This is a genomic window from Psychrobacter sp. M9-54-1 (assembly GCF_016613355.1).
GTDB lineage: Bacteria > Pseudomonadota > Gammaproteobacteria > Pseudomonadales > Moraxellaceae > Psychrobacter > Psychrobacter faecalis.
Map to the genome: position 1 here is coordinate 1 of NZ_JADGFW010000046.1, position 23,754 is coordinate 23,754.

At 44.1% G+C, this 23,754-nt stretch carries 17 protein-coding genes and 1 tRNA gene; 17 read left to right on the forward strand and 1 reads right to left on the reverse strand.

Annotated features, from left to right (window positions below):
- From IQ457_RS12995 to IQ457_RS13045, 11 genes are all read left to right on the forward strand, one after another.
- The coding region (locus IQ457_RS12995) for an EF-Tu C-terminal domain-related protein (RefSeq protein ID WP_446737548.1) at window positions 1–70 on the forward strand (70 nt) is incomplete at its 5' end.
- 542 nt (window positions 71–612) lie between these two features.
- Window positions 613–688: transfer RNA gene (locus tag IQ457_RS13000), tRNA-Trp, on the forward strand.
- Window positions 689–739: 51 nt separating this feature from the next.
- Entirely contained in the window at window positions 740–1,228 is a 489-nt protein-coding gene (gene secE / locus IQ457_RS13005; RefSeq protein WP_068405077.1) for a preprotein translocase subunit SecE, read from the forward strand.
- A gap of 70 nt (window positions 1,229–1,298) precedes the next feature.
- A complete protein-coding gene (nusG, locus tag IQ457_RS13010; protein WP_068405079.1) occupies window positions 1,299–1,829 on the forward strand; it encodes a transcription termination/antitermination protein NusG in 531 nt (176 codons plus the stop codon).
- Window positions 1,830–1,916: 87 nt separating this feature from the next.
- A complete protein-coding gene (gene rplK / locus IQ457_RS13015) occupies window positions 1,917–2,348 on the forward strand; it encodes a 50S ribosomal protein L11 (protein WP_068405081.1) in 432 nt (143 codons plus the stop codon).
- Window positions 2,349–3,050, forward strand: a complete 702-nt coding sequence (rplA, locus tag IQ457_RS13020; RefSeq protein ID WP_144297916.1) for a 50S ribosomal protein L1 — start codon at window positions 2,349–2,351, stop codon at window positions 3,048–3,050.
- A gap of 427 nt (window positions 3,051–3,477) precedes the next feature.
- Window positions 3,478–4,005 carry a 50S ribosomal protein L10 gene (gene rplJ / locus IQ457_RS13025; protein WP_025652244.1) on the forward strand — a complete coding sequence of 176 codons (528 nt, stop codon included), beginning with the start codon at window positions 3,478–3,480 and terminating at the stop codon, window positions 4,003–4,005.
- Between the two features lie 126 nt (window positions 4,006–4,131).
- Window positions 4,132–4,506, forward strand: coding sequence for a 50S ribosomal protein L7/L12 (gene rplL, locus IQ457_RS13030; protein ID WP_200663822.1), 375 nt, complete (start codon window positions 4,132–4,134; stop codon window positions 4,504–4,506).
- A gap of 803 nt (window positions 4,507–5,309) precedes the next feature.
- Window positions 5,310–9,428 carry a DNA-directed RNA polymerase subunit beta gene (gene rpoB, locus IQ457_RS13035; RefSeq protein WP_200663824.1) on the forward strand — a complete coding sequence of 1,373 codons (4,119 nt, stop codon included), beginning with the start codon at window positions 5,310–5,312 and terminating at the stop codon, window positions 9,426–9,428.
- Between the two features lie 167 nt (window positions 9,429–9,595).
- Entirely contained in the window at window positions 9,596–13,816 is a 4,221-nt protein-coding gene (gene rpoC / locus IQ457_RS13040; protein ID WP_144297919.1) for a DNA-directed RNA polymerase subunit beta', read from the forward strand.
- A 262-nt stretch (window positions 13,817–14,078) separates the two neighbouring features.
- On the forward strand, window positions 14,079–14,621 hold the full coding sequence (locus IQ457_RS13045) for a DUF6586 family protein (protein ID WP_200663826.1): 543 nt from the start codon (window positions 14,079–14,081) through the stop codon (window positions 14,619–14,621).
- Window positions 14,622–14,754: 133 nt separating this feature from the next.
- Here the strand turns inward: IQ457_RS13045 and IQ457_RS13050 are convergent, their stop codons facing one another.
- Entirely contained in the window at window positions 14,755–17,442 is a 2,688-nt protein-coding gene (locus IQ457_RS13050; protein ID WP_200663829.1) for a penicillin-binding protein 1A, read from the reverse strand.
- Window positions 17,443–17,635: 193 nt separating this feature from the next.
- Here IQ457_RS13050 and IQ457_RS13055 point away from each other — a divergent pair, with 193 nt between their 5' ends.
- From IQ457_RS13055 to aroK, 6 genes are all read left to right on the forward strand, one after another.
- A complete protein-coding gene (locus IQ457_RS13055; RefSeq protein ID WP_200663830.1) occupies window positions 17,636–18,691 on the forward strand; it encodes a type IV pilus assembly protein PilM in 1,056 nt (351 codons plus the stop codon).
- Window positions 18,691–19,344, forward strand: a complete 654-nt coding sequence (locus IQ457_RS13060; RefSeq protein ID WP_144297925.1) for a PilN domain-containing protein — start codon at window positions 18,691–18,693, stop codon at window positions 19,342–19,344. Before IQ457_RS13055 ends, IQ457_RS13060 begins: the two co-directional genes overlap by 1 nt.
- Window positions 19,341–20,069, forward strand: a complete 729-nt coding sequence (locus IQ457_RS13065; RefSeq protein ID WP_144297926.1) for a type 4a pilus biogenesis protein PilO — start codon at window positions 19,341–19,343, stop codon at window positions 20,067–20,069. Before IQ457_RS13060 ends, IQ457_RS13065 begins: the two co-directional genes overlap by 4 nt.
- Window positions 20,069–20,602: a pilus assembly protein PilP gene (locus IQ457_RS13070; protein ID WP_068405097.1), complete on the forward strand. Its 534-nt coding sequence runs from the start codon at window positions 20,069–20,071 to the stop codon at window positions 20,600–20,602. Before IQ457_RS13065 ends, IQ457_RS13070 begins: the two co-directional genes overlap by 1 nt.
- A gap of 27 nt (window positions 20,603–20,629) precedes the next feature.
- Entirely contained in the window at window positions 20,630–23,014 is a 2,385-nt protein-coding gene (gene pilQ / locus IQ457_RS13075) for a type IV pilus secretin PilQ (protein ID WP_200663831.1), read from the forward strand.
- Between the two features lie 165 nt (window positions 23,015–23,179).
- Window positions 23,180–23,743 (forward strand): shikimate kinase AroK, encoded by a 564-nt coding sequence (gene aroK / locus IQ457_RS13080; protein WP_200663832.1) that lies wholly within the window; start codon window positions 23,180–23,182, stop codon window positions 23,741–23,743.
- Window positions 23,744–23,754: the final 11 nt, after the last annotated feature.

Here is a 23,754-nt window from a genome sequence, read left to right on the forward strand (position 1 = left end):
TCTTCGCTTCGCAATTCGTGAAGGCGGCCGTACTGTAGGCGCTGGTGTTGTTGCTAACGTTCTTAGCTAAGCATCAAAACCCTAACGCTATACAGTTATCTAAGCGTTAAGCAGTAAGAAAAAAGCCATCCTTGATTAAGGGTGGCTTTTTTTGTGGGGTATGAATGAGGATAAATATTTAAAAAGACATATAGTAAACATATCCTAAAAACGCGACGATATTGCTGATATCAATTTTTTGTAGCCTCTGTCTGCACAGGCACAGCAAGCAAGAAAAATTGATATCAGCAGTGTGTGATGTATCTATATTACTTTTCACTCACTATAGTAGAAGAGTAGGGCAGACAAAAACCAATCTCACCTTATATGGGTTTATACATGTACCTTAAAAAGCGCTTATTATCTGCTCGGTGTCTATTGTAATTCTTAACCGAGCTTGCTATATTAACGCTGCGATTCATTAGCACCCTTTATGATTAATTTTTATATTTCTCATATAAGTGGTTTAAGAATGACGCTTAAGAACAGTCATATTAGCATCGCAGCAGAATTTTATTCCTAAATGCTTGCATTCTATGCTCAATATTGTATAATGCTGTCCTTTACACCCATAGGCGATTGGCTCAATTGGTAGAGCATCGGTCTCCAAAACCGAGGGTTGTAGGTTCGAGTCCTACATCGCCTGCCATCTTCTTATCATATCTTTGTCATACCCCACCATCTCCGAAGTGAGTTCTTTATGAGCAATAATCAAGATAACCTCGAGACTAAGTTATCTGATGCTAAGGCAGTGGCTGGTGGAATGCTGTCCAAAGATAAGCACGTTTCGGCGAATAATCAAACAACCGCTGTTGAAGTTGCTAAAACTGGTTCAGTTAAAGATGTGGTATTGTGGCTACTTGCCGCAGTAATTTTGATAGGAGCAACCTTAGTCAATCAATACTTACCAGGCTATTGGCAACCTGCCAATGATGTTTGGATGCGTATTGGTATCATCGTTGCTCTAGTTATTATTGCCTTGGTCTGCTTAGCGTTAACGCATCAAGGCCGCGCTTTTAAAATATTATTAAAAGATGCCGCCGTTGAGCTACGCCGAGTCACATGGCCTGGCAAAGATGAAACCTTTCAATACACATGGCAAACGATTGTCATGATTGCTATTGTGGGTTTTTTGGTTTGGCTATTAGATAACTTTTTTAACTGGTTCGTTGGTATTTTTATTGGTTAATGACGCGTATTAGTGTCCATTAAACCAAATTTACTTATAACGACTTAACTTTACTGATCAGGAGCGTGATATGCGTTGGTATATTGTCCAAGCGTTTTCAGGATATGAAAAGCAAGTACAACGTTCATTAACTGATCGTATCAATCGTAGTGAATTTGCTGATTCATTCGGCGATGTTTTGGTACCTACCGAAGAAGTCGTTGAAATGAAAGACGGCAAAAAGCGTAAAAGTGAGCGTAAGTTCTTTCCAGGCTATGTATTGATTCAGATGGAAATGAACGACAACACGTGGCATATAGTCAAAGACTGCCCGCGTATTATGGGCTTTGTCGGTGGCACGCCTGAAACGCCAGCACCGATTACGCAAGTAGAAGCCGACCGTATTTTAAACCGTTTAAATCAGACTGAAGCTGACCCACGTCCGAAGACTCTATTTGAGCCAGGCGAAGAGTTGTTGGTTATCGATGGTCCATTTACTGACTTTAAAGGGTTGGTGGAAAAAGTGGATTATGAGAAGTCTAAACTGCATTTAACGGTAAACGTATTTAATCGCCCGACGCAAGTCGAGCTTGAGTTTAGTAAGGTTGAAAAACTAGACTAAACCTGTAAAACATTCATCAACCGGGGAGCTGTTAGTCAATGTACATACCACATTGATTTGGCGCTATTACCCATTTAGGAGAGTATCATGGCTAAGAAGATTGATGGTTACATCAAACTGCAAGTGCCTGCAGGTAAAGCAAATCCTTCACCACCGATTGGTCCAGCATTGGGTCAAAAAGGCGTGAATATCATGGCGTTCTGTAAAGAATTTAACGCTGCGACCTCAAACCAAGAGCCGGGCCTACCGATTCCTACTGAGATCACCGTATACAGCGATAAATCTTTTACCTTCATCATGAAGTCACCACCAGCGGCATACTTACTACGTAAGGCTGCTGGTATTGCTAAAGGTTCTGGTACACCTAATACCGCTAAAGTCGGTAAAGTTGACCGTGCGCAATTAGAAGAAATCGTTAAGACTAAAGATGCAGATTTAACCGCTGCTGGTCTTGATGCTGCTGTCCGTACCATCGCTGGTACTGCACGTTCAATGGGTATTACCGTGGAGGGTGTGTAAATGAGTAAACTTACTAAGCGTCAAAAGCTAATCGCTGAGCGCGTTGAAAACGAAAAATTATACACTCTTGAAGAAGCGGTTCAAATCCTAAATGATTTGCCAGCCCTTAAATTCAAAGAGTCTATCGATATTGCAGTAAACTTGGGCGTAGACCCACGTAAATCTGACCAAGTCGTTCGTGGCGCTACTAACCTACCTGCGGGTACTGGTAAAACCAAACGTGTCGCGGTATTTGCTCAAGGCGCTGCTGCTGAAGCCGCTAAAGAAGCAGGCGCTGACATCGTCGGTTTTGAAGACCTAGCTGAGCAAATTAAAGCTGGTAACATGGACTTTGACGTGGTTATCGCAGCACCTGACGCCATGCGTGTGGTTGGTCAATTGGGTACTATCTTAGGTCCACGTGGTCTAATGCCTAACCCAAAAGTTGGTACGGTAACGCCTAACGTTGCTGAAGCTGTGACTAATGCGAAAGCGGGTCAAGCACAGTACCGTGTTGATAAAGCGGGTATCATCCATACCACGATCGGTCAAGTTGGCTTTACTGCTGAGCAAGTTATGCAAAACGCTCAAGCATTGCTATCTGATCTTAAACGCGCTAAACCTGCGACGTCTAAAGGTACTTTCATTAAGAAAATTACCTTGTCTAGCACTATGGGCCCAGGCATCTCAATTGATCCTGTTCCATATCGCGTTGCCAAATAATTTTTCTATATAAAAACTGCTCTTTATTCAACTATTTTGAATAAAGCGCCTATATTGTCTTAAAGAATTAGGTCAGCGTAGCAAACGCTCCGCTGTCTAAGACCGTAGGTAGAAAGCGGTTTATGATTACTTGTGATGGTAAGCTGCTTTTGTTAATCGACGACAGGTGAAAATCTTAGTTGTCCTACGCAGACGGTGACCCACCCAGTTGTTGATAAGAGCCAATAGATTGGTATTTATACCAAATTATTACTCGATGTCAGTCTGATAACGGTGCCGTAATCAGTCGTTATGAATGAACTCTTTATGGGGTTTATAAATAACGTGTCGTATCAAGTCAGTCGTCGTAAGTTATTTACATTGTCCAAAACTTTGGTTTTAGAATATTAAATAATGAGCGGATTGATAAGATTAAAGGAGTCAACTTATGGCATTAACGCTAGAGCAAAAACAACAAGTTGTGGCTGAAGTGTCTGAAGTTGCTGCTAATGCTTACTCAGCAGTAGCTGCCGAATATCACGGTATTGGTGTTGCAAAGCTTACTCAGCTGCGCGAACAAGCTCGTGATAAAGGTGTCGTTTTGAAAGTGGTAAAAAATACCCTAGCAAAACGCGCTTTTGAAGGCACTAAGTTTGAGAGCATGTCAGACCGTATGACTGGTCCACTACTTTTGGCTTTCTCTATGGAAGATTTGGGATCTGCTGCTCGAGTCGTTTTCGACTTCAGCAAAGATAACAAAGCTTTAGAGACCAAATTGGTATCAGTCGGTGGTGAAGTTTATGGTCCAGAAGAGCTAGAGCGCGTATCGAAGCTACCAACTCGCGACGAAGCAATCTCTATCCTAATGGCTACTATGAACGCACCAGTGACCAAGCTTGTCCAGACTATGAACGCAGTTCCTGGCAAGTTCGTTCGCACGGTAGCGGCAATCAAAGACGCAAAAGAAGCTGCTTAATTGCTTGTTTTAACGTAACTTTGACATCGCCGATTGCACTGCATTGCCAACCCTATTTAAACATTTGGCAAGCAATCCAAGCGATATTAAAACCAACTAAATTTTATCAGATAACGGAGAGTTCTCATGGCACTATCTAAAGATGATGTGTTAAACGCAATCGCTGAAATGTCAGTAATGGATATCGTTGAGTTAATCAGCGACATGGAAGAAAAATTCGGCGTAACTGCTGCTGTTGCCGCTGCTGTACCTGCTGCTGCTGGTCCTGCTGCTGCCGCTGCTGAAGAAAAAGACGAGTTTGACGTTGTTCTTGCTAGCTTTGGCGAGAAGAAAGTTGGCGTCATTAAAGCAGTGCGTGAAGCTACTGGCCTTGGCTTGAAAGAAGCGAAAGATTTGGTTGAAAGCGCTCCAGCTCCAATCAAAGAAGGCGTAAACAAAGCTGAAGCTGAAGAGTTGAAAAAGAAACTTGAAGAAGCTGGTGCAACTATTGAACTAAAATAAGTTCAACTGCTGTACAAAAAAAGCTGGTAATGCCTTGCATTATCAGCTTTTTTTTATTATAATCCGTAGCTTGACCTTTTGTGTCTGCCAACATACGTATGCAACATCACGGTGGATACCCATCAAAAGGACAGACGATATACATGCAAGCACACTTAGTAGTTATTGAAATCAGTTAACGAGCTAAACGTCGATCGATGTTTGGCATTTTTTTGTGTCTGCATGCTTTTCATTAACACTATAATTTATACTGATTCTAAAAGTCACTGCTTTACCATAAGTCACTGTTTCAAAATTTATAGTTATCTCAGATTTTTAATCTAAACGTTGTTAATTAAATCATCTGGTAAGGTTTTACTGTCAGTATATGCACTGGTAGACGGTAGATATCAGCGACGATATTACTTATGATAGTAGATGATGAGTAGGTTTTTAAAAGAGAAGTAGCAATAGTACTTTAAGTGAATTTACAAAGAGAATCAATAGTATCTAAATGCCAGTTATTGGTCTTAGATACGGTGCAGTGGTTACTCGTAAGTACTACAAAGTTAAAAGGTGCAAAGCATTGAAATTTTTAGTGTTAGCACTCATATAGGCATGCTTAGATGCCGATTTACGCTTAAATAAACTGGATTAATTATGCACTATACGCGTGAATTAATTAGCAGTCATTAAATGAGCATGAATATCCGTTTTATATTATCGTTTACGTTGCCAAGTTTGCATGATATTCATATTAAATAGTATTGATGCAAGTCGGCCGCGCTTTCAATTTGTTTCCACGTTTACTGTAAGGACTCTCGATGGCATATTCTTATACTGAAAAAAAGCGTATTCGCAAAAGTTTTGCTGAATTGCCTACTGTGATGGACATTCCCTATTTGTTGTCTATCCAAGTAGATTCTTATGAGCAATTTTTGCAAGAGCATAAAAAGCCAAAAGCTCGTGAGAATACTGGTTTACAAGCTGCGTTTTCTTCTATTTTTCCAATTGAGAGTCACTCTGGTAATGCAGAGCTACAATTTGTTGAATATTATTTAGGCACGCCTGAGTTTGATGAGCGTGAGTGTATCTTACGTGGTTCGACCTTTGCAGCGCCAATGCGCGTTAAAATCCGTCTGATTATCAAAGATAAAGACAGCAAAGACAAAGACAGCAAAGCGGCGATTAAAGACATCCGTGAGCAAAGCGTCTATATGGGCGAGATGCCACTAATGACGGCTAACGGTACTTTTATTATCAATGGTACTGAGCGTGTGATCGTATCACAGCTACATCGCTCACCAGGTGTGTTCTTTGACCATGATAAAGGTAAGTCGCATTCAAGTGGTAAGGTGCTTTACAACGCCCGTATCATTCCTTACCGTGGTTCTTGGTTAGACTTTGAATTTGATGCTAAAGATTTGGTTTTCGCTCGTATTGACCGTCGCCGTAAATTACTTGCGTCTATTATTCTACGCGCGCTTGGTCTGACTACCTCTGAAATCTTAGATTTGTTCTTTGACAAAGTAAAAGTATATAAAGGCGAAGAGCAGTTTGAGATCGATTTGGTTGCTGATCGTCTGCGTGGCGAGATGGCACAGTTTGATATCGTATCACCAGAAGGTGAGGTGATCGTCGAGCAGGGTAAACGTATCAACGCCCGCCGTATCCGTCAGCTTGAAGAAGCGGGTATGACCAAAATTGCGATTCCTGATGAGTATTTATACGAGCGCATTTTGGCCGAAGACATCGTTGTCAATGATGAAGTGATTGCGCGTGCCAATACGCTTATTGATCATGAATTATTGGTTAAGTTAAGCTCGTATGAAGCCAGTGATTCTATCAAAGAATTCAACATTCTATTTACCAACGATATCGATCAAGGCAGTTATATTGCCGATACGCTACGTGCCGATAGCACCTCAAGCCGTGAAGAAGCCTTGATTGAAATCTATAAAGTTATGCGCCCAGGTGAGCCACCAACGGTTGAGACTGCTGAAAAACTGTTTGAGAGCATGTTCTTTAACGCTGACCGTTATGACTTATCAAACGTTGGCCGCATGAAGTTTAACCGTCGTTTGGGTCTAGAGTTTGAAGACACTGACGATGCCGATGTACAGCGCGCGCGTAGTGTTTTGACTAATGATGATATTGTCAATGTCCTAAAAGAATTGATTGAAATTCGTAATGGTCGCGGCGAAGTCGATGATATCGACCATTTAGGTAACCGCCGTATTCGTTCGGTTGGTGAGATGGCTGAAAACCAGTTCCGCGTGGGTCTGGTTCGTGTTGAGCGTGCGGTAAAAGAGCGCCTGTCATCAGCGGAATCTGATAACTTGTCACCACAAGATTTGATTAACTCGAAGCCTGTAGCGGCAGCAGTGAAAGAATTCTTTGGTTCAAGCCAGTTGTCACAGTTTATGGATCAGAACAATCCGTTGTCGGAAGTGACGCATAAACGCCGTGTATCAGCGTTAGGACCGGGCGGTCTGACCCGTGAGCGTGCAGGCTTTGAAGTTCGTGACGTTCACGATACCCATTATGGCCGTGTCTGTCCGATTGAAACACCTGAAGGTCCAAACATTGGTTTGATTAACTCGCTAGCAACCTTTGCTAAAACCAACAGCTTTGGCTTCCTAGAAACGCCATATCGCCGTGTGGTTGACGGTAAAGTCACGGATCAAATCGAATACTTGTCAGCGATTGAAGAAGTCGGTACGGTCATTGCTCAGGCGGATTCACCAGTAACGGCAGAAGGCGCGCTATCTGATGAAATGGTCAGTGTGCGTAGCTATGGTGAGTTTGTGCGTATGCCGCCAGAAAAAGTGACGCATATGGATGTGTCGCCAAGTCAGGTGGTATCAGTTGCCGCCGGTTTGATTCCGTTCCTAGAGCATGATGATGCTAACCGAGCGCTTATGGGCTCGAACATGCAACGTCAGGCTGTTCCTACGCTACGTGCTGATAAGCCGTTAGTTGGTACTGGCATGGAGCGTCACGTTGCTCGTGACTCTGGTGTTTGTGTGATCGCGAAGCGTGGTGGTGTGATCGAAGACGTTGATGCGTCGCGTATCGTCGTGCGTGTCAATGAAGATGAAATGGTCGCTGGTGAAGCGGGTATTGATATCTACAACTTGATCAAATATACGCGCTCAAACCAAAACACTTGTATTAACCAACGTATTATCGTTAACCAAGGCGACGAAATTGCCTTTGGTGATATCTTAGCCGATGGTCCATCGACGGATCTTGGTGAATTGGCCTTAGGTCAGAACATTCGCATCGCCTTTATGCCTTGGAATGGTTACAACTTCGAAGATTCGATTTTGTTATCTGAAAAAGTGGTCAAAGAGGATCGTTTCACCACCATTCATATCCAAGAATTAACTTGTGTGGCGCGTGATACTAAGCTTGGCACCGAAGAGATTACTGCCGATATTCCAAACGTTGGTGAAGCGGCGTTATCAAGCCTTGATGAAGCAGGTATCGTTTATATCGGTGCTGAAGTTGACGCTGGTGATATCTTAGTTGGTAAAGTCACGCCAAAAGGTGAGACGCAATTGACGCCAGAAGAAAAACTGCTCAGAGCGATCTTTGGTGAAAAAGCGGCTGATGTGAAAGACACCTCATTACGTGTACCTACATCAAGCAAAGGTACGGTCATTGACGTACAAGTCTTTACCCGTGATGGCGTTGAAAAAGATGCGCGTGCCAAAGCGATTGAAAAATCACAGCTTGATAGCTATCGTAAAGATTTAAAAGAAGAGCTACGCATCTTTGAAGAAGCGGCTCGTGGCCGTATCGCAAGCTTGCTTGACGGTCAAAAAGTCAGTGGCGGTTCTGGTTTAAAAGCCGGTACCGTTATGGCCTTGGCTGACATGAAAGAGATGAGCCTTGAAACCTTATTAGATATTCAGCCGGTTGAAGAAGAAATCTCTGAGCGTCTGACCCAAATCGCTGATTACTTGGTCGATAAGCAAAAAGACATCGATGTGAAATTTGCTGAGAAAAAACGCAAATTGACCGCTGGTGATGATTTACAGCATGGCGTACAAAAAATCGTTAAAGTATATCTAGCGGTTAAACGCCGTATCCAGCCTGGTGATAAAATGGCCGGTCGTCATGGTAACAAAGGTGTGGTATCGCGCATTATGCCGGTTGAAGACATGCCTTATGATGAACATGGTAATACCGTTGACATCGTCTTGAACCCACTTGGTGTACCATCGCGTATGAACATCGGTCAGGTACTAGAGACGCATTTGGGTATGGCAGCGAAAGGTCTCGGCGAAAAGATTGACGGTATGCTCAAAGCCCAAGCCGCGATTAAAGATTTGCGTGATTTCTTAGATAAAATCTATAACAAGGTAGGCGGTGAGAGCGTTGATCTTGATAGCTTAAGTGATGATGACATCATGGCGCTGGCGGACAACTTACGTGACGGTGTACCAATGGGTACCGCAGTATTTGATGGTGCTCATGAGTATCAAGTCAAAGAATTGCTTGAGCTTGCGGGAATGGATCGTGATGGTCAGCAGACCTTGTATGATGGTCGTACGGGTCAGAAGTTTGACCGTAAAGTAACCGTTGGCTATATGTATATGCTCAAACTTAACCACTTGGTTGATGACAAGATGCATGCGCGTTCTACCGGTTCTTACTCGCTTGTGACGCAGCAGCCACTTGGCGGTAAAGCGCAGTTCGGTGGTCAGCGCTTCGGTGAGATGGAAGTTTGGGCCCTAGAAGCCTATGGCGCGACTTATACCTTGCAAGAGATGCTAACGGTGAAGTCGGATGACGTTGAAGGCCGTACACGTATGTACAAAAACATCGTCGATGGTGAGCAATATATGGATCCAGGTATGCCTGAATCATTTAACGTATTGACCAAAGAAATCAAATCACTGGGTATTAATATTGAGTTAAAACAAAGCAACTAAAACCAACGCAGGCAAAATTGCTGTTTAACTTAGTTGTCCACTAAAGGCAGTCTGCTTTATTGCTGCTGCTTTTAGTGATTTGTCTCAACCCTATTCATTGCCTTCATTCATCTTAGCCGCGCTCATAGTACGCTGTCAGATGATTATAAAGATAACGGAGAAGCAACTTGAAAGATTTACTCGATATCATGCAAAGCCCTACCGGCAACGGTAACCATGAATTTGACAGTATTCAAATTACGTTGGCCTCACCTGATGTGATCAAATCATGGTCACATGGTGAAGTTAAAAAACCAGAAACGATTAACTATCGTACCTTTAAGCCTGAGCGTGATGGTCTGTTCTGTGCCAAAATCTTTGGCCCCGTAAAAGACTTTGAATGTTTATGCGGTAAATACAAGCGCCGTAAGTTCCAAGGCGTTATCTGTGAAAAATGTGGCGTTGAAGTCACTACTGCGAAAGTACGTCGCGACCGTATGGGTCATATCGACCTAGCGAGTCCTGTTGCGCATATTTGGTTCTTAAAATCATTACCAAGCCGCATTGGTCTTTTGCTAGATATGACGCTTCGTGATATCGAACGCGTCCTATATTTTGAAAGCTATATCGTCACCGAGCCTGGTCTGACTTCTTTAGAGAAGTATCAGCTGCTTGATGATGAAGATTATTATAAAGCGCTTGAAGAGTTTGGCGATGAGTTCACGGCCAAAATGGGTGCTGAAGCGGTTCAAGATTTATTAAAAGACATCGATTTAGATATCGAGATTGATGAGCTGCGTGAAGCCATTCCGCAAACGGGTTCTGAAACCAAGCTTAAAAAGATGTCTAAGCGTCTTAAATTATTAGAAGCATTCCGTGATTCTAATAACAAGCCTGAGTGGATGGTAATGAATATCTTACCAGTACTACCACCAGATTTACGCCCGCTAGTACCGCTAGAAGGCGGCCGTTTTGCGACATCAGATCTAAACGACTTATATCGTCGCGTGATCAACCGTAACAACCGTCTAAAGCGTCTATTAGAGCTAAGCGCCCCTGATATCATCGTACGTAACGAAAAACGTATGTTGCAAGAGTCAGTCGATGCCTTGCTTGATAACGGTCGCCGTGGTCGTGCGATTACCGGTAGTAATAAGCGCCCATTGAAATCTTTGGCAGATATGATCAAAGGTAAGCAAGGTCGTTTCCGTCAGAACTTACTTGGTAAGCGTGTTGACTACTCTGGTCGTTCGGTCATCGTTGTAGGTCCAACGCTGCGTCTACATCAGTGTGGTCTACCAAAGAAAATGGCACTTGAGCTATTCAAGCCATTTACTTATAACAAACTATTGTCTCATGGTTTAGCGACAACGATTAAAGCCGCTAAAAAGATGGTCGAGCGTGAAGAGCCACAAGTGTGGGATATGCTGGCCATGGTTATCCGTGAGCATCCAGTACTACTGAACCGTGCGCCGACGCTTCACCGTTTGGGTCTACAAGCATTTGAGCCAGTATTGATTGAAGGTAAAGCGATTCAGCTGCACCCTCTCGTTTGTACCGCGTTCAACGCTGACTTTGACGGTGACCAAATGGCGGTACACGTGCCATTGACCCTAGAAGCACAGCTTGAATCACGTGCGCTTATGATGTCGACCAACAATATCTTGTCGCCTGCCAACGGTGATCCAATCATCGTACCGTCACAGGACGTTGTATTGGGCTTGTATTACATCAGCCGTTCGTCAATCAATGCCAAAGGCGAGGGCATGATCTTTGCCACCGTTAATGAAGCATTGCGTGCGATTGGTTCAAACGATTTGCATGTTAACGCTAAGATTAAAGTGCGTGTGACGGAAACTCATGTCAACGACGAAGGTAATGAGACCAAAGAAGTCAAGATGCAAGATACCGTTGCTGGCCGTCTACTTATCTGGAATATCATGCCTAAAGGTATGACGTTTGATGAGTGTAACCAAGAGATGACCAAGAAAAATATCTCTAAGTTGATCAACTCTTGCTACCGTAAAGTTGGCGTGAAAGAAAGTGTTATGTTCGCTGACCAATTGATGTACCTTGGTTTTGCACAAGCAACCTTATCTGGCGTGTCTATCGGTATCGATGACATGGTTATTCCACCGCTGAAAAAACAAATCATCGAAACCGCTGAAGCAGAAGTTCGCGAAATTGAAGATCAATTCGAGCAAGGTTTTGTGACCGCGGGTGAGCGTTATAATAAAGTCGTCGATATCTGGTCGCGTACCAATGATAAAGTCGCTAAAGCGATGATGGATAACTTGGCAACTGATAAAGTTATCAATGCCAAAGGTGAAGAAGACGAGCAGAAATCGTTCAACTCTATCTTTATCATGTCGGATTCTGGTGCTCGTGGTAGTGCCGCTCAGATTCGTCAGTTGGCAGGTATGCGTGGTTTGATGGCAAAACCGGATGGCTCAATTATTGAGACGCCGATTAAAGCCAACTTCCGCGAAGGTCTGACCGTACTGCAGTACTTTATTTCAACGCACGGTGCGCGTAAAGGTCTTGCCGATACCGCTCTAAAAACTGCGAACTCAGGTTACTTGACGCGCCGTTTGGTTGACGTAGCGCAAGATTTGGTTATCACTAGCGAAGATTGTGGTACTGAGGAAGGCTTGCTCATGAAGCCGCACATTCAAGGTGGCGAAATCATCGAGAAGCTCGGTGAGCTAGTCCTTGGTCGTGTGACCGCGCGTGATGTTACTTACAACGATGATGCGTCAAAAGTCTTGATTCCAGCAGGTACCTTGATCGATGAGTATTGGGTAAATGTGCTTGATAACAACGCGATTGATGATATCTGGGTACGTTCGGTCATCACGTGTGATATTGAGCATGGCGTTTGTTCACAGTGTTACGGTCGTGACCTTGCTCGTGGACACAAAGTCAATATCGGCGAGTCAGTCGGTGTTATGGCAGCGCAGTCTATCGGTGAACCAGGTACTCAGTTAACCATGCGTACGTTCCACGTTGGTGGGGCTGCAAGTTCTGCATCTGTAGACAATAGCATCTCGGCACGTAATGCGGGTCAAGTGCACTTTGAGAACATGAAAACGGTACAACATACCGATGGTCATTTGGTTATCGTATCGCGTTCAGCAGAATTGGCATTGACCGATGAGCTTGGCCGTGAGCGTGAGCGCTATAAAGTACCTTATGGTTCTAGCGTTCTTGTGAAAAACGAAGAGCAGGTCGAAGGTGGTCAAACCATCGCTAAATGGGATCCGCACACGCACCCAATTATCACAGAGTTCGCCGGTACCGCACGCTTTAGTGATATTGTTGATGGTTCGACAGCAACGGTTAAAGTTGATGATGCCACTGGTATGAGCTCGTTTGAAATCCTAGCGACTCGTGACCGTTCAAGTTCAGCCAAAGACTTACGTCCAGCGATTATCTTGAACACTGACGAAGGTAAAGAAGTGGTTTACTTCTTACCAGCTGAAACGATTATTCGTGTCAGCGATGGTGAGAAGGTTGCTGCAGGTTCTATCTTGGGCCGTGTACCACAAGCGTCTTCAGGAACCAAAGATATTACCGGTGGTCTACCACGAGTTGCTGACTTATTTGAAGCGCGTCGTCCGAAAGATCATGCCATCATGGCGGAAATGACCGGTGTCGTCAGCTTCGGTAAAGAGACCAAAGGTAAAAATCGCTTCATTATTACCAATGAAGATGGTGAAGTCCATGAAGAGCTAATCCCAAAATGGCGTCAAATCAACGTCTTTGAAAACGAGACGGTTGCTCGTGGTGAGATTATCGCTGATGGTCCACAAAACCCGCACGATATTCTACGTCTGAAAGGACAAACTGCGCTTGCTGATTATATCGTAAACGAAGTACAGGACGTTTATCGCTTGCAGGGCGTGAAAATCAACGACAAGCACATCGAAGTTATCATTCGTCAGATGCTGCGTAAAGTTGAAGTAACAGACGGTGGTGATTCAAGCTACTTCAAAGGCGATCAGGTTGAGTACGCTGATGTTAAAGCGTTGAATGCGAAACTGGAAGCGGAAGATAAATTCCCAGTTAAGTATGAGCGTCAATTGCTTGGTATTACCAAAGCAAGTCTGGCAACAGAAAGCTTTATCTCAGCGGCATCGTTCCAGGAGACAACCCGTGTCCTAACGGCAGCAGCTGTGACAGGTAAAGTCGATGAGCTACGCGGTCTAAAAGAGAACGTGGTGGTTGGTCGCTTGATTCCTGCTGGTACTGGTCTTGCTTATCATAAAGCCCGCAAAGAAAAAGCGGAGCAAAAACTGCAAGATAATGATTTGAATGCAGCGTTTGATATGTCTGCTAGTACCGATAGTACAGACTTTGCAAGCTTTGATGAAGCCTTTGCTCAAGAGCTTAACCAAGGTAATCATTAATCTAGATAACCTTTAGTTATTTTTCTCAATAAAAAAGCCAGCCTCAGTCGCTGGCTTTTTTATGGCTTTAAGAAAATAAATCAGGTAAATTATTTTCTTAGACAGTCACTTAAGAGAATCGTACATTGTCATACAGAGGCTTTTTAAATTATTATTAATAGATTTTGAGCGCGTTATAGAATGATATGACATTTTCAATGATGGTAGCCAATTAAACGATTCACTTCACTCAATTAACTCATAAACACATAAGGATAAGCGCATGGCAGGTAAGACTCGCGTTGCTAAATATCAAGCTGATCGCACCAATCAAAAATTATATTTTTGTCGTTTGGCCTGTCAAGCAGCTGCTAATACGAGCGATAAACAACTATACCAAGCGCACTGTGAAACCGCTATTTTTCATTTATACGGCGCCTATCTTGCTTTTATACAAGAGCTTGGAAATTTTTATGGTTTAACGATGACCGCGCCAACCTTAGCAGACATTGAAGAAGCATTAGGCGCCCGCACGCAAGTATCACCTGAAGTACAGCGCTTAGAGCAGCTTTTACAGCAAGGTTTTTTGGCTGATATAGAGCGTGCCTATCAGCGTTGTTTATATCCAGTGTTACCTGAGAATATAATAGATGATAAGGTAATAGATGACAGGGCAGGTCGCGGCACAGCAGCGGCACCCGATCTGATTGTTAATGTCGTTACCTTATCAAATCAGTGGCTGCCAGATGAGGCGACCGTACGCGAATGGCGTCAGCAATTATTAGAGCTGATCGAACAACTGCGCGCGGGTATGGTTGAGTTTTAAATAACCTCTAGGCTTTTATACTCTGTTTAAGTAATAGGCTTTATTTTTATAAATAAGTGTTAATAAAAAAGGTCTGGCACAGTGAAATTGTGCCAGACCTTTTCTTTACATCTACACCAAAACTGCCCCTTATTTATTCGGGCATCGGCGGCATACGCTCAACCGGCGTGGCTGATAAAGGTTTGTTTTGGGAATTACCGTTATCTGTACGACTTGGTTTTGGTTTTTCAGGAGCGGGTCGATTTTGAATCTGCTCTTCAGCTGACTCAGGAGCAGGTGGCTTACGTTGTTGGGTAGTGGTTTTGACTGGCTTTGCTGATTTGCCATCGTCGGTATCTTCATCTTCAAGCTCAGCTGCGCCTTCGTCCATCATTTCTATGATAGTCTGCTTCTGCTTTTTAGATTTGGCACGGTTATTGATAGGCACCCATTGATGAGGGGTGTTCTTTAACTGGGCTTTCATAAAGTCCATCCAAACAGGCAGCGCTGCCACGCCACCATATTCACGGCGTCCAAGCGTTGATGGCTGATCAAAGCCCATCCAAACGACAGTAGCATTGGTAGGATGGAACCCTGCAAACCATGCATCTTTTGCTTCATTCGTCGTTCCGGTTTTGCCACCAATGTCATCGCGTCCCAATGCTTTTGCCCTCACAGCCGTACCGCGCTGGATAACGTCGCGTAGAATATCGGCCATCTCAAAAGCCACTCGCGGTTTCAAAATACGCGGCGCTTGCTCAGCACGTACATACTGCAAAACTGGCGCTTTTAGGCGATCTGAATCTGGACTTGCATCATAAACTTCTACATCAAATGCTTTGCTATCTTTTATCGAATCATCTTTTACCGGACTGTCTTCTGTCGAATTAGTGCTATTTTCTGCCTTCAAATTACTATCTGACTTCTTCTCTAACGCCTTATTTTCTTCTTCTACTTTTGCTTCATAATTTTCGATAAGTTTTTTGTTGAGGTCGTCGAGCTGTTCATTAAAACATAACGCGCATGCTTGTTGCGGGTTGGCTTGAAACAGCAGCTTATTATCATAATTATAAATTTGGTCGATAAAATAAGGCTGAATACGATGACCACCATTGGCAAAGGTCGCATAAGCCGTCGCCATTTGTAATGGGGTAGCTTGACCTGTGCCCAATGCTAATGACAAAGTGGTAGGCAGCTTTTCTTTATCGAGTCCAAACTCATCTAATAAATTACGTGCATCGGAGATACCAATGGCTTGTAGCAAGCGAATGGACACTAAGTTACGTGATAAATAAAGTCCACGGCGCAAGGTAATATCGCCTAAAAAACGTTGGTCAGAGTTTTTAGGTTTCCAGTCGCCTACTTGAATCGGACGGTCTGAAACAATACTATCTGGGCGGTAGCCTTTTTCTAGGGCCGCGGTATAAACCAGTGGTTTAATCGTTGAGCCGGGCTGGCGCCAGCCTTGTAGGGCGCGGTTAAATTTACTGTGATTGAAATCAAAACCGCCAACCAAGGCTCGTACCGCGCCTGTTTCAGGGTTTAAGGAAACCAAACTGCCTTGTACGTCTGGTATTTGACTCAATTGCCAACTGCCATTAGCGGCTGGTATCAAGCGCACGATGTCATTTTTACTAACAATCTGGCTGGCATTACTCGGAAAATAGCCAATACGGTCGGCAGAAATATATTTACGTGCCCAGCTCATGCCAGACCAGTTGACGGTGACGTTTTCACCGGACTGCAGGATTGCTTCAAAACTGCGCGAGTTAACCTTAGTGACTTTCGCCGGCGACATACTGCTATAACGACGGAATTTTTCCAGCGGTTCACCGTTTGCTTCTGGACCGCGCCAACCATGACGATGCTCGTAGGCCACAAGCCCCGTCAATATTGCCTTTTCTGCTGCTTTTTGCGCTTCACTATCAACAGTCAAACGCACGCGCCAACCGCCATTCATGACTTGTTCGCCATAGCGCTCGACCAAGGCAGAACGTGTCATCTCTGCCAAATACGGCATGTTCATATCAAGCTTTTCTTGATACAGGTTGATACCGATAGGGGCGTTGATGGCTTCGTCGTGCTGCGCCTTAGTGATATAACCAAGCTCATGCATACGGCCGATAATCCAGTTGCGGCGGGTGAGCGCACGACTAGGATTGGCGACAGGATTGTATTTAGAAGGGGCTTTTGGCAAACCTGCAAGCATAGCCATCTCGGCCACCGTCAGGTTATCAAGTGATTTACTATAGTATTTCTTGGCAGCAGCACGGATACCGTAAGCGCCTTCGCCTAGATAGATTTTATTGACATATAAAGTAAGAATGTCGTTTTTACTGAGCTCATCTTCTATTTTACGGGCCAAAAACAGCTCTGTTAATTTACGATTTAATGTACGTTCCGGGCTTAAGAAATAGTTTTTAGCGACCTGCATAGTGATGGTAGAGCCGCCGGTTTGACTTTCATCGTCGGTTACCACTTCGGTCACAGCGCGACCAAGTCCTTTAATGCTGATACCGCTATGCTGAAAAAATGTTGCATCTTCTGCCGCCAAAAAGGCATGGGTTAAGCCTTCAGGGATTTCGTCAAACGTAACCGGCAACGATAGACGATTGCCATACTGGCCAATTAGCTTATCGTCACTACTATAAATCTGTAAAGGCATCTCAAGATTGGCGGTTTTAATCTCTTGGGTACTGGGCAAGGTTGGCGCTAAATACATCGCCATACCATAAAAACCAATCGGTACAGCAAGCGCTAAAATAAGCGCTAACGCTAAGCAGGCAATGAAAAGCCCCACCAAAAAGTGAATGAGACGAGCGGTAGCATTTTTTTTGGTCATAATCAGGCTTATCAATTAAAATTTGCAACAGGTAGGAGATTATACCTTGAACAAAATAGGCAAGTAATAATAAATGTGTAATTGTGCCTTAATAGGTAATTTAAATGCTTGAATCTATCTATTAAGTAAAGTATTGTACTAAATTATTACAAATAACTATCAGAATGTACACTTAATATAAGGTATAGAGTTCGTGAGGCTATTTACTTCTAAAAGTCGGCATTTGATTGGCGTGGATATTTGCGCCACGTCAGTAAAGCTGGTCGACATTCAGCGCCAACAAGGTATCTTTCATTTAAAGTCTTACGGTATCGAAGCGCTACCAGAAGGCGTAGTCGTCGACAAACTCATCGTAGACACTGAAGCAGTGGGTAGTACTATAACAAGCCTAGCAAGGCATTGCCAAGCTGCGGGCAGTAGTGCGGCAACTGCTGTATCAGGTTCTGCTGTGATTACCAAAATTATTGATATGGATATGGTGCTTAACGATGTGGAGCGTGAAGCACAGATTCGTTTGGATGCCGATCAATATATTCCTTATCCATTAGAAGATGTAAATTTAGATTTTGAAGTACTAGGGCCGTCACTGATAAACGATGATATGGTGCAAGTGCTCCTAGCGGCGTCGCGTTCAGAAAACGTCGACCAAAGAGTCGATGCGCTTACTTTTGGCGGTTTACAAACCAAAGTGATGGATATCGAATCGCATGCCATTGAGCGTGCTTTTGGATTAATGGCAGATAACTTGCCAAATGTACCAGACTTGGTCGCTTTAGTCGATATTGGTCATAATCAAACGACCTTATATATTGCTAAAAATGGTGAGTTTATATATAGTCGTGAACAATTATTTGGTGGTGCTCAGCTCACTGATGCGATTCAAAACCGTTATGGACTATCTGCTGAAGAAGCAACCATTAGCAAACGTGAACGCACTTTACCTGATGATTACTATCCTGAGGTTTTGACACCGTTTATCGAAAATACCATCCAGCAAATTACGCGCTCATTACAGTTTTACTTCTCATCTAGCCAATACAGCAGTATTGATCATGTCGTGCTAGCGGGTGGTAGCAGCTCTATTGCAGGGCTTGCCGGTATGGCGCAGCAACGATTGGGTGTCCCTGTCACTATCGCAAATCCGTTCATCAACATGACCATCGCTCCGCACATTGACAATGAGCAACTGGCGATTGATGCACCAAGCTTAATGGCCGCGTGCGGTCTTGCGTTAAGGAGCTTCGACTAATGGCTCGTATTAACTTATTGCCCTGGCGGCAAGAAGAGCGCGAACGCCGCAATAAAGAATTTATCACTTTGGTGGCTGCAGTAACTTTGTTAACTCTATTAGCGGCATTCGCCTCATGGAGCTATTTTAACAATGAACTCGATGAGCAATTGGATGCCAATGCGCTGATTGAGCAAGAAAACGTTCGCTTAGACAAAGCCTTGGTCGAGATTGATAGCTTAGAGCAGCGCCGTGAAGACATCATCTCACGCATGCAGGTTATCCAAGATTTACAAGGACGACGCCCGGTTCCAGTCCGTATATGGGATGATCTTGCCAAAGCAATACCGCCCGCGCTGTATTTAACCAATTTAAAACGCGAAGGCGATGTACTGACGTTAACAGGTCTTGCTGACAATCCAAACGTCGTCTCTAGCTTGATTCGTAATTTAGATAGCAGTAAATGGATGGGCAATTCAGCGGTAAGCAATATTCAGCAGAATATCAGCGCTTATCAAGCCGCGCCCGCCTTAGAAAATACGGTAACCACTGGAGAGCAGTCGCGCCCGGTTTATCCTGAAGACAGCTATGTTCAGTTTGTTGTCACGACTAAAGTACAGTCAGAAACAGCAGAAGAGATTGAGGCTAACGCTGCGTCTGGAGGTGAGTTATGAAACTGATTCGAAAAAAGAGCTTGGTTAAAACCAAGAAAGAGGCGCTAAGTACAAAAAAGCAGTTTGACTTAAATGAGTTTCGCCGCAGTTTCGAATCACTAGACAGCGAAAACTACGGCAGCTGGCCGCTTCCTGTCAAAGTCACCGTGATTGGATTTATTATTGCTTTGATTGCAGCACTATCTTGGGCGCTGCCAATCAGCAGCAAAATTGATGAAATTAATGCGGCTGAAAGTCAGCAGCAAACTTTACTTGATAGCTACCGCGAAAAAGAATCGCGTGCACGTCATTTAAAAGCCTATCAAGCGCAAGTGATTCAAATGGAAACTGAGTTTAATACTTTACTCGATCAACTCCCAAAAGATACCCGCGTATCAGAGCTGGTCGAAGGTATCAATATGACGGGCGTTGGCAGTAACATTCGTTTTCAAGATATCTCTGTTGAGCCTGAAATTGAAAATGAGTTTTTTATTGAGCAGCCTATTCGTATCGCCGCCTTAGGAGAATACCATCAGTTTGGTAGCTTTATCAGTGGTCTTGCTGCCTTGCCACGTATTATTACCATGCATGATTTTGAAGTCAGTAATCCACAGCCAACTCTAGATGTATTGCCTGAGCTCAATCTTGTGCTACAAACCAAAACCTATCGCTCAAAAGAAGCCGCTCCTGAAGGTGAAGAAACCACTGCACCAGATGCTGCTACTGATGCTGCAGGAGGCAACTAATGCGTATCCAAAAACTGCCCATGCTGCTGATTTTAAGCGCGACTGTTTTGTCAATGACCGGTTGTACTGACCGTATTGGCATGGCAGAGCAGGCGATGACTGATATTCGTAATCAGCCAGCACAGCCGATTGAGCCGCCGCCCAAGGCTGAGCTGGTAGAAGATTTTGTTTATAGTGCCAGTACGCAACGCAGCCCATTTTTGCCGCCAAGCTTAGTAAATGTCCAAGGCCCTGCCACCTCTATTGATGGTGTGCGCCCTGATATAACCCGAGTGAAAGAACCACTTGAACAATATGAGCTATCGCAACTCGTCTTTCGCGGCGTCGTTATTTCACCTGAAGGTCAGCAATATGCTTTAGTACAGCGTCCTGACGGTTCGGTTGCGAGCGTAAGAGTCGGTAATTATCTTGGCTTAAATGACGGCCGTATTGTTGAAATCACGCCGACCCAGATTAACTTGATCGAAATTGTGCCAGACAGCCGCGCTGGGTTTGTTGAAAAACCCCAGTCGCTGGTCTCCCCTATAAGCTAAGTCGGCAGATTTTTTGAGGAATATATAATGACAGTACGCAACAACAAGGTAATGACGATGAGCGACCGCGTATCTTCTAGTTTTGCCATCTCTGTATTGGCAATGAGTATGGTAGCAATAAGTAGCAGTGCTCATGCTGAGCAGCGTATCAATAACGTCTCTGTGGTACAAACAGCGCCAGCGGTTACCCAAATGCGCTTAGGGTTTGCCGGTAAGCCAGTATTACCTGCTGCCTATCAGCTTGATAATCCAAGCCGTTTGGTATTAGATTTTGAACAAGTGCAAAATGGGCTTGCCAGCCGTTTTAGTGAATATAATGTCGGTATGATCAACGATGTCACCACCCTAAATAGCGACAATACCACGCGTCTGATCGTCGGTCTCAAACAAGCAGGGAATTACACTACCGCTATTGAAGGCAATAATTTGCTGCTAACCATCAGCGACCCTAATCGTCCGGTGGTTAATCAAGTAGTTACCAATGACCCAGTCCAAGACGTACTAAATGGCAACGCAGCTATCACCACTACTGCGGTAGTGACGCCAATTGTTGAGAGCAGTAGCGTTGCCGTTGCGCCAATTAAAACCAAAGCAGTGAAAACTCAAGCAGTTACAACACAGGCACCTGCTGATACTATGGTAGTGCGCGTCAATCCTTTGTTAAGCCCACAGCTTGCCGCCTCACAAGTGAGTAAGCAATATAGTTATGATGGTTTAACGGCGGTTAATTTCACCAAAGGCAATGACGGCGGCGGTAATGTCAGTATTGCGCTTGTCAATGAAGCTATTCCAGTAGACGTTCAACGCCAAGGTAATAAGTTGGTGGTGCGTTTAACGGGTAGCACGGTACCGAGAAACTTGCTGCGCCGCTTGAATGTTAATAGCGGTCTGGTTGATAGTATTGATACCAAAAACCAAGGGCAAAATGGTGTGATCACTATTAATGTCAAAGAAGATTTTGAATATCAGGCTTACCAATCAGGCAATCAATTAAACATCAATATCAGAAAGCCTGAGCTACTACGCGAGCCGACATTAGAAGAAAAAGTCTATACCGGCGAAGCATTATCGATGGAGTTTCAAGACGTCGAAATCCGTAGTGTTTTAGATATATTGGCCCAGTTTACAGAAATGAATATTGTGGCGAGTGACTCGGTAGCGGGCAACATCACTTTGCGCTTGATTAATGTTCCTTGGGATCAAGCGTTAGATATCATTCTAAAAAGTAAGAATCTTGGCAAACGTGAAAACGGTAATGTGATTTTGGTCGCACCTTCGACTGAGCTTGCAGAACAAGAAGCGCGTGAGCTTGAAGCGCAGCAAGCGGTTGAGTCTTATGCACCGCTACGCACGGAATACATTCGCTTAAGCTATGCTAAGGCAGCAGATGTATTGACGCTGATCTCTCAAGGCAGTGGTTCAACAGGTAGTAGCGGCAGTAGTAGTAACACCGGCAACGCAAACTCTGTTGATAACAATACCTTGTTGTCTAACCGTGGTACGGTAACGGTCGATGAGCGTACCAATACCTTGATTATCAAAGACGTTGCTGAAAGCATCGAAAATATTCATAAATTGATTGGTAAAATTGATATTCCAGTCCGTCAGGTCATGATTGAAGCGCGTATCGTTAGCGCAACCGATAGCTTTAGTAAAGAGATTGGTGTGCGTTGGGGGATTTTATCAAACGGCGCTGCCAATAACCGTAACTTGCTGGTCGGTGGTAGCAATCAGACGCTATGGGACTTGAAAGATTTTGACGTAGAGACGACGACCGTCAATGGTCAAACAGTTTCTTATCCTAAGTATGATATCAGCCGTCCTGATAACTTAAACGTTGATTTAGGGGTTGCCAACCCAGCGGGTAGGATTGCTTTTGGACTGCTTAGCATGTCAGATGTGATGCTCGATCTTGAGTTATCAGCCCTACAAGCGGATAACCGTGGTGAAGTGATTTCGACGCCAAAGATTTTGACTGCTGATAAACAAACGGCAAAAGTATCTTCTGGTACGCAAATTCCTTATCAAGAAGCCTCGGCCAGTGGCGCGACTACCACCAGCTTTAAAGAAGCGGCATTGAGCTTGGAAGCCACGCCAAACATTACCCCAGACGGTAAAATTGGTTTGCAGCTGCTTATTACCAATGGCACACCGACTATTATTAACAATCAGGTCGCGATTGCTGAAGATTCTATTTCAACCAATGTGATTGTGGAAGATGGGCAAACCGTTGTACTGGGCGGGGTATTTAAAAACCGTAAAAGCAATGGGGTCGATAAAGTACCTTTCTTAGGCGACTTACCTTATGTTGGTCGTGCGTTCCGCAAGGATGTACGTAACAATGCCAAAGAAGAGCTATTGATCTTTGTCACGCCAAAATTGATTAATGATGGTACCAGTCGCCTAAATTAATCTAGCGTTTCATTATTTCATAATAGAAAAAAGCAAGCAGCAACGCTTGCTTTTTTTATGGCTGATTTTCGTAATTGCTTAGATTTTACTGACAATAATCAATACACGTTACTAGCCAGAATATCCATGACGTTGTATCATACCTAATTTAGCTGAGTGCGTATTATGGTTGAGGAATTACCGTCGGTATTTCTAGTGGGGCCGATGGGAGCGGGAAAGACCACCATTGGCAGATTGCTTGCTAAGCAGTTAGGACGCTCGTTTGTAGACAGTGATTGGTATATTGAGTCACAAACCGGCGCAGATATTGCTTGGATATTCGCCAAAGAAGGCGAAGCGGGCTTTCGCGAACGGGAGACGCGCGCCATTGATGAGCTGACGCAGCAAACACAAATTGTCTTAGCAACCGGCGGCGGTGCGGTAATGGCCCCTGAAAACCGAGCATTTCTTCATGAACGTGGTATCGTCGTCTATCTCAATGCTCCGGTGGACGTGCAAATGGCGCGTACTGCCAAAGATAAGTCGCGACCATTATTACAACAACCGAATCCTAGAAAAATATTGCAAGATTTATACAGCGCTCGCGACCCCTTATATCGGCAAGTGGCGCATATTATTATGCCGACCGGCCATACCTATCCTCGCCATATGGTCAATCAGTTATTGCAGCAACTAGACGCATTTTGTGCCTCAACTTCTATTAGCTCAGCACATCAAGAAGATCAATAAGAAAAAGTTTA